The sequence below is a fragment of the uncultured Nitratireductor sp. genome, assembly GCF_913053745.1.
Classification (GTDB): domain Bacteria; phylum Pseudomonadota; class Alphaproteobacteria; order Rhizobiales; family Rhizobiaceae; genus Nitratireductor.
This window is the reverse complement of the sequence record NZ_CAJXGF010000187.1, coordinates 1-7,534: the sequence shown is the minus strand read 5'-3', so window position 1 is coordinate 7,534 and position 7,534 is coordinate 1. Positions and strand designations below refer to the sequence as shown.

The 7,534-nt window shown below is 62.5% G+C and carries 7 protein-coding genes and 1 pseudogene; 5 read left to right on the top strand and 3 right to left on the bottom strand.

Going from position 1 to position 7,534, the window contains the following annotated elements; genetic code table 11:
• Positions 1-248 precede the first annotated feature (248 nt).
• Positions 249-752 carry a peptidoglycan-associated lipoprotein Pal gene (gene pal / locus QZ638_RS21110; protein WP_295814127.1) on the top strand — a complete coding sequence of 168 codons (504 nt, stop codon included), beginning with the start codon at positions 249-251 and terminating at the stop codon, positions 750-752.
• A 79-nt stretch (positions 753-831) separates the two neighbouring features.
• On the opposite strand, the gene rpe is transcribed toward pal, so the two are convergent.
• From rpe to QZ638_RS21095, 3 genes are all read right to left on the bottom strand, one after another.
• On the bottom strand, positions 832-1,506 hold the full coding sequence (rpe, locus tag QZ638_RS21105; protein WP_295814125.1) for a ribulose-phosphate 3-epimerase: 675 nt from the start codon (positions 1,504-1,506) through the stop codon (positions 832-834).
• 76 nt (positions 1,507-1,582) lie between these two features.
• On the bottom strand, positions 1,583-2,281 hold the full coding sequence (locus QZ638_RS21100; RefSeq protein WP_295814123.1) for a GntR family transcriptional regulator: 699 nt from the start codon (positions 2,279-2,281) through the stop codon (positions 1,583-1,585).
• Positions 2,278-3,648, bottom strand: a complete 1,371-nt coding sequence (locus QZ638_RS21095) for a formimidoylglutamate deiminase (RefSeq protein WP_295814120.1) — start codon at positions 3,646-3,648, stop codon at positions 2,278-2,280. The genes QZ638_RS21100 and QZ638_RS21095 overlap by 4 nt, the downstream gene beginning before the upstream one ends.
• A gap of 108 nt (positions 3,649-3,756) precedes the next feature.
• Between QZ638_RS21095 and hutI the strand changes: the two genes are divergently transcribed.
• The 4 genes and pseudogenes from hutI to QZ638_RS21075 all read left to right on the top strand — a co-directional run.
• Positions 3,757-4,965, top strand: coding sequence for an imidazolonepropionase (gene hutI / locus QZ638_RS21090; RefSeq protein WP_295814118.1), 1,209 nt, complete (start codon positions 3,757-3,759; stop codon positions 4,963-4,965).
• Positions 4,962-6,503, top strand: coding sequence for a histidine ammonia-lyase (gene hutH, locus QZ638_RS21085; RefSeq protein ID WP_295814117.1), 1,542 nt, complete (start codon positions 4,962-4,964; stop codon positions 6,501-6,503). Before hutI ends, hutH begins: the two co-directional genes overlap by 4 nt.
• A gap of 55 nt (positions 6,504-6,558) precedes the next feature.
• Complete coding sequence (gene hutG, locus QZ638_RS21080; RefSeq protein WP_295814114.1) at positions 6,559-7,362, top strand: N-formylglutamate deformylase; 804 nt, start codon at positions 6,559-6,561, stop codon at positions 7,360-7,362.
• A 3-nt stretch (positions 7,363-7,365) separates the two neighbouring features.
• Positions 7,366-7,534: pseudogene (locus tag QZ638_RS21075) on the top strand (urocanate hydratase); the annotation flags it as partial.

Below are 7,534 nucleotides of genomic sequence, written 5' to 3'. Positions count from 1 at the left end.
CGAATACCGCGTGCCGATCGAGGGCTTCGCCTCCGATCCGGCCTGGTCGCCGCTGCTTGAGTAGCGGGAAGGGCGCGTTCTCGCTGGATTCGCCGCGTTTCCGCCGTATTTTAAGCTAGTTTGCGCGAAATAACGGTTGTGATTTGCATCGGTAGGGGTTCGTTAACCGCGTTTCTTGAGGGGTCCTTAACGGCAACGTGGTTACTGATCGTTGAACAAAATATCTCTAATATGAAGGAGAGGTGGCAATGCTGTCGATTGCAGCGATCGCCAAAAGCCCGGTTAGCATCGCCCTGGTGGCGGCACTTGCTCTGGCCGGCTGTGCCAACAAGCAGGTTCCCAACAACGCGGCCGATATCGGGCTGGGCGGTGCGGGCGGTCCTCCCGGATCGCAGCAGGAATTCACCGTCAGCGTCGGCGATCGGATTTTCTTCGATCTCGACTCGTCGGTGATCCGCGCCGATGCGCAGCAGGTGCTGACCCGTCAGGCGCAGTGGCTGAACAAGTACAGCAGCTATTCCATCACCGTCGAAGGCCATGCCGACGAACGCGGCACCCGCGAGTACAACCTCGCGCTTGGCGCGCGTCGCGCGGCTTCGGCACGCGACTTCCTGGTCGCGCGCGGCGTTGCGGCAAACCGCATTCGCACCATTTCCTACGGCAAGGAGCGTCCGGTCGCGACCTGCGACGACATCTCCTGCTGGTCGCAGAACCGCCGCGCCGTTACGGTGCTCAACGGCGGCAGCAGCTAAAAACTGCTTTCCGACAGAAAAAAGCCGCGCTGGACGATGTCCCGCGCGGCTTTTTTGTTGGCTGGATTTATACGGAGGATCAGCCTTGGGCGGCCGTGCGGATTGCGGCGATGTTTTTTGCATAGGCCTCCTCGCCCTCGCCCTTGAACACTGCGGAGCCGGCGACCAGAACATTGGCGCCGGCGGCGACCAGTTCGCCGGCCGTATCGGGGGAGACGCCGCCATCGATCTCGATGTCGATCGGGCGCTCGCCGATCATCGCCTTGATGCGGCGCACCTTCTCGACCACAGAGGGAATGAAGGCCTGACCGCCGAAGCCTGGATTGACAGTCATCAGAAGCACCATGTCGAGTTCATCGAGCACATATTCGATGACGCTTTCCGGCGTCGAGGGATTGAGTGAAACGCCGGCCTTCTTGCCGAGATTGCGAATGGTCTGGAGCGAGCGGTGAAGGTGCGGCCCGGCCTCGGCGTGAACGGTGATGATGTCGCATCCGGCCTCGGCGAAGGCCGCGAGATACGGGTCTGCCGGGGTGATCATAAGGTGACAATCGAACACCTTGTCGGTGCGGTCGCGGATTGCCTTGATAACCGGTGGACCGAACGTGATGTTGGGCACGAAATGGCCATCCATAACATCGAGGTGGATCCAGTCGGCGCCGGCCTTGGCGACGGTTTCCACCTCCTCGCCGAGACGAGAGAAGTCGGACGCGAGGATGGAGGGAGCGATGAGCGTGTTGCGCGCGGCGGTCATGACGGTTTTCCGAAACGATGAGACTGGCATGCCCTAGCGCCTCGGGGCGCCCTTGTCGAGGCGCGGGCGGCATGGCTCACAGATGTGTCACCATGCGGTGCGACGAAGGGTGGACGAGGTGGGCGAGCGTGATGGGCTCTCCCTTTACCCAAGTTATGCGCTCGCCGATGAACACCGGATCGCCCTCGCGGATTTGCAGGAGCGAGGCTTCGTCGGCACTTGCCGCTCCCGCCATGAAGATGAATTCGGCGCTGGAGAAGGGGGCGTGGCCGACAAGCCATTCGTTTGGGCCCATGGTCTTGAAATCGGCCTTGCGGGCGTCGGGGACGGTTCTCAGATTGATCCAGCGGTCTTCATATTGATAAGGCACCCGATCGGCCAGATGCAGACAGCGCACATGCATCATGTCAGATTTGGACAGGAGGCTGAGGCGTGCGCAGATCACTTCCGGAGCGTCGGCGATTTCGGCGCTCAACAGACGGTACTGGTATTCCGATCCGCGCGCCTCGATCTCTTGACGGATTCTGGGAATGACGAAACGTGCCTCGCGCACGGGATGCAGCGCGACGCGTGTGCCGGCGCGGCGTTTGCGCTCGAGAATGCCGGCGCGGGCCAGCTCCTGCAGTGCCCGGTTGACGGTGGCGCGGGCCGCGCCGAATTCTTCCGCCAACGCTTCTTCGCCGGGTATGAGCGTTCCCGGCAGCCAAACCCGTTCGGCAATGCGTCGGGAGAGTTCGTCGCGTATGGTGCGAAATGAGGCGCGTTCGCTGGTCACAGCAACTCCATCAGGTTCCGGATCGTCTGCGCATAGCGCATGGCGATCGCTTCACGTTCGATATGACGACCTTCGCGTACGCAATGCCGCCCCGCCGACCACACATCGGTCACGGCGCCATTGTCACCGGTAAAGAGCCAGCCGTCCAACGTGCCATCATCGGGAGCCGCGCCGGCGAAGACGGTTTGGTCGATGGCGACCAGATCGGCCCAGTTTCCGGGTTGGATCGCACCGGATTTTCGCCCAAGTGCCTGTGCGCCGCCTGCCAGGGCTGCATCGAAAAGCGTGCGGCCGCAGGATTGTCCGTGCGCAGCCAGCACCACGCGTGCGGTGTCGCGCAGGCGCTGAGAGTATTCGAGTTGGCGCAATTCCTCGGCGACGCTTATACGAATGTTCGAGTCCGATCCGATGCCAAGCGCGCCACCGGCCCGTCGGAATTGCGTGCCGTTGAAAATGCCGTCTCCGAGATTGGCCTCGGTGACCGGGCATAGCCCGGCGACGGCGCCGGTCTCCGCCAGATTGCCGGTTTCCTCGTCGGTCATGTGCGTGCAGTGGATCAGGCACCAGCGCGCATCCACGTTGCAATTGTCGAGCAACCACTCCATCGGGCGCTGGCCATACGCCGCCAGAACTTCATCGATTTCCGGCAATTGCTCGGCGATGTGCATATGCAGGGGCGTGCCGGGACGCATAGTCTCGGCTTCGCGCAAATCGTCGAGCCCGACAGCGCGAAGGGAATGCGGTGCGACACCCAGATGCGCATCGGCGGACAGGTTGGCCACACAGTCTTCGGCGCGGGAAAGCAGTTTTTGAAAGCGGTCGAGATCATTGCCGAAGCGCTGCTGGCCGCCCTGAAGGGGACGCTGGTCCACACCGCCATAGCGATAGAGAACGGGCAGAAGCGTCAGGCCGATGCCCGTCTGCTGCGCAGCGGTTGCGACGCGCGCGGAAAGCTCGCCGACATCGTCATAGGAAATGCCGCCGGGTTGGTGGTGGACATAGTGAAACTCGGCCACGGCGGCAAAGCCTGCTTCCTGCATCTCCATGAAAGCAAAGGCCGCGACGGCCTCGATGTCCTCAGGCGAAAGCAGGTCGAGGAAACGGTACATGATTTCGCGCCATGTCCAGAAACTGTCGCGGCCGGCCGGGCCGCGCCGCTCGGCAAGGCCGGCCATGGCGCGTTGAAAGGTGTGACTGTGTAGATTGCACATGGCTGGTAGAAGCACGGGAACGCGCACCGTCTTGTTGCCTTGCGCCACGGCGCCGGCGGTCACGCTTTCAATGCGGCCCGCATCGGTCAACTCCACCAGTACGTCTTTTTGCCAACCGCTTGGCGTGAGGGCATTCTGAGCAAAAATGGCTTGCATGACGTATCGGTTCCAGCTTAATTATGTATATACATATATGAATAATCGTAGACAAAAAAGCCATCCTAGGCAATATACCCTGCATGGGGAGGGAGGAATCTTCCTGTTATGAAGCAGAGTGTCATCAGCGGTATCCGGCTGGCAAGCATGCGCGACGGCGGTGAACCCTATGGAATGGTCGAGGATGCGGGCATCGCCATCGAAGCCGGCAGGATCGTCTGGGCGGGGGCGCTGAACGATCTGCCGGAGCAGTTTTCCGGATGGGAACGGGCCGATTTTGGCGGTCGCCTCGCCACGCCGGCGCTGGTCGACTGCCATACCCATCTGGTCTTTGGCGGCAATCGGGCAAAAGAGTTCGAGATGCGACTTGAGGGTGCGAGCTACGAGGAGGTCGCGCGTGCGGGCGGTGGCATCGTATCCACCGTTTCGGCAACGCGCGGCACGGACGAGGATGCGCTGGTCGAAGGCGCGCTGAAGCGCCTCGATGCGTTTTTGGCGGAAGGCGTGGCGACGGTGGAGGTCAAGTCTGGCTATGGGCTGACCATTGACGACGAACTGAAGATGCTGCGCGCGGCGCGTCGTCTGGCAACGCTTCGGCCCGTGCGGATCAAGACGAGCTACCTTGCCGCTCATGCGGTTCCGGCAGAATATCGGGGCAAGGAAGACGCCTATATTGACGAGGTCGTGCTTCCTGGCATGGAGGCGGCCCATGCGGAGGGACTTGCTGATGCGGTGGACGGGTTCTGCGAAGGCATCGCCTTTTCGCCGGAACAGATGGCGCGGGTGTTCGACAAGGCGAAGTCGCTTGGCCTGCCGGTGAAGCTGCATGCAGAGCAGCTTTCCAATCTGGGGGGCGCGAAACTGGCGGCCTCCTATGGTGCCCTGTCGGCTGATCATCTGGAGTATCTGGATGAAGAGGGCATTGCGGCCATGGCTGCGGCAGGGACGGTGGCCGTGCTTCTGCCGGGCGCGTTCTACACCCTGCGCGAAACGCAGTATCCACCGCTTGCCGACCTCAGGAAGCATGGGGTGCGGATCGCGGTTGCCACCGATTGCAATCCCGGCTCCTCGCCGCTCGCTTCGCTGCTTTTGACCATCAACATGGCCTGCACGCTGTTCCGCATGACGCCGGAAGAAGCGCTGGCGGGCGCGACACGTGAAGGCGCGCGGGCGCTCGGGCTGGCCGATGAGATCGGCACTATCGAAACCGGCAAGCGCGCCGAAATCGCTACCTGGGATGTGGAGCATCCGGCCGAGCTTGCCTATCGCATTGGCTTCAATCCGCTCCATCGACTTGTTTCTGGAGAGATTGCATGATGCTCGTTCTGACGCCGGGTGCGGTTACGATCCACGATCTGGAGCGCATCTGGCGCGACCGGGCATCGGTACGCCTCGATGCGATCTGCCATGCGGGGATCGACGCGGCGGCTGCGCGGATCGATCGGATAGCGCGTGGCAATGAGGCGGTCTATGGCGTGAACACCGGCTTTGGAAAGCTCGCCAGTGTGAGCATCCCGCCGCAGGATGTGGAGACGTTGCAGCGCAATCTCATCCTCTCGCATTGCTGTGGGGTCGGCGTGCCGCTGGATGAGGCCATCGTGCGGCTTATCATGTCGCTGAAACTGCTTTCGCTGGGTCGTGGAGCCTCCGGCGTGCGCATGGAGGTGGTTAGGCTGATCGAGGAAATGCTGGGGCACGGTGTCGTGCCGGTGATCCCCGAAAAGGGCTCGGTCGGCGCATCCGGCGATCTGGCGCCGCTTGCGCATATGGCGGCGGCCATGATGGGCGAGGGCGAGGCGTTCTTTGACGGCGAACGGCTTTCCGGCGGCGAGGCGTTGCGCAGGGCCGGGCTCACGCCGGTCGTGCTGAAGGCCAAGGAAGGCCTGGCGCTGATCAACGGCACGCAGGTTTCGACCGCGCTGGCGCTGACCGGACTGTTCCGGGCGCATCGTGCGGCGCGCTCCGCGCTTATCACCGGGGCGCTGTCGACCGATGCGGCAATGGGATCTTCCGCGCCATTTCATCCTGAAATTCACACGCTGCGTGGGCATCAGGGGCAGATCGATACCGCTGCGGCGCTCTGGTCGCTTCTGGAGGGGTCTGAAATTCGCGAGAGCCATCTGGAGGGGGACGAGCGGGTGCAGGACCCCTATTGCATCCGCTGCCAGCCGCAGGTGGATGGCGCGTGTCTCGATCTTCTGCGCCAGGCGGCACGCACGCTGACCATCGAGGCCAACGCGGTGACCGACAATCCGCTGGTTCTCTCCGACGGGACGGTTGTTTCGGGGGGCAATTTCCACGCCGAGCCGGTGGCGCTTGCCGCCGACCAGATCGCGCTTGTCATCTGCGAGATTGGCGCGATTGCGCAGCGGCGCATTGCACTTCTGGTCGATCCGGCGCTGTCGTTCGGCCTGCCGGCGTTTCTGGCGAAGAAGCCGGGGCTGAATTCCGGTCTGATGATTGCCGAAGTGACCTCGGCGGCGCTGATGAGCGAAAACAAGCAGATGTCGCATCCCGCTTCCGTGGATTCGACGCCGACTTCCGCCAATCAGGAAGACCATGTGTCGATGGCCTGCCATGGTGCCCGGCGGCTTATTCCGATGACGGAAAATCTGTTCGGCATTATCGGCATCGAGGCGGTGACGGCGGCGCAGGGGGTGGATTTTCGCAGCCCCTTGAAGACGAGCATGGAACTGGCGAAAGCGCATGCGACGATCCGGCAGGCGGTGCCCGATCTGGAAGAAGACCGGTATCTGGCTTCCGATCTGGAGCGGGCGATCGAACTGGTGCGGTCGGGAGCGCTGAATGCGAGCGTTTCTGAGATTGTTCTGCCGGAACTGAGGAGTGAGCCTTGATGGGGAGCGTGTTCTCTTTGGATGAGGCGCGGGCGCCAACACTGGAGATCTGCCGATGAGCCCTGTCGAAGTGCATCAGGGTTCGTCACCCGTCATTCTGGGGTTGCCGCACACGGGCACGTATGTGCCGGACGCAGTGAAGGTGCGGCTGAACGATCAGGGCCGGCTTATAACCGATACGGACTGGCATGTGCATCGGCTTTATGACGGTCTGCTCGACGGTGCGACCACGGTGCGGGCGACGTTTCATCGCTATGTGATCGATGCCAATCGCGATCCTTCCGGCGAGAGCCTTTACCCGGGGCAGAACACCACCGGCCTCGTGCCACTGACGGATTTCGACAATCGCCCGATCTGGCGCGAGGGGGAGGAACCGACGGCGGATGATGTTGCCGAGCGGCTTGAGGCGTTTCATGCGCCCTATCACGCCGCGCTGGAGGCCGAGATCGCGCGGGTGAAAGCGCTGCATGGCGTGGCGATCCTCTACGACTGCCATTCCATCCGCTCGCATTGCCCGTTCCTGTTTGAGGGCGAGCTTCCGGATTTCAACATTGGCACCAATCACGGTGAGACCTGCGCGGCGGAGATCGAGCGGGCCACGGCTGATGTGTGTGCCGAGGCGGCAGGGTTTTCCAGTGTGCTCAACGGCCGTTTCGTCGGAGGCTGGACGACGCGACACTATGGCCGGCCCGAGCGCGGCGAACATGCGATCCAGATGGAACTTGCTCAGGCGACGCATCTGAAAAGCGAAGCCGTTCCGTTCGACTATGACGAGGAAAAGGCGGCGCGTCTGCGCCCGCACCTCAAAGCCATTCTGGCGCGACTTGCAGAGATCGCGCCGACCTTGAAGGGGAAGTAAAGCATGACCAATCCGCGTCACAATATTCGTGAGGTCCGGGCACCGCGCGGGGCCGAATTGAACGCAAAGGGCTGGATGACGGAAGCGCCGCTCCGGATGCTGATGAACAATCTCGATCCGGAGGTGGCGGAGAACCCCAACGAGTTGGTCGTTTATGGCGGCATTGGCCGGG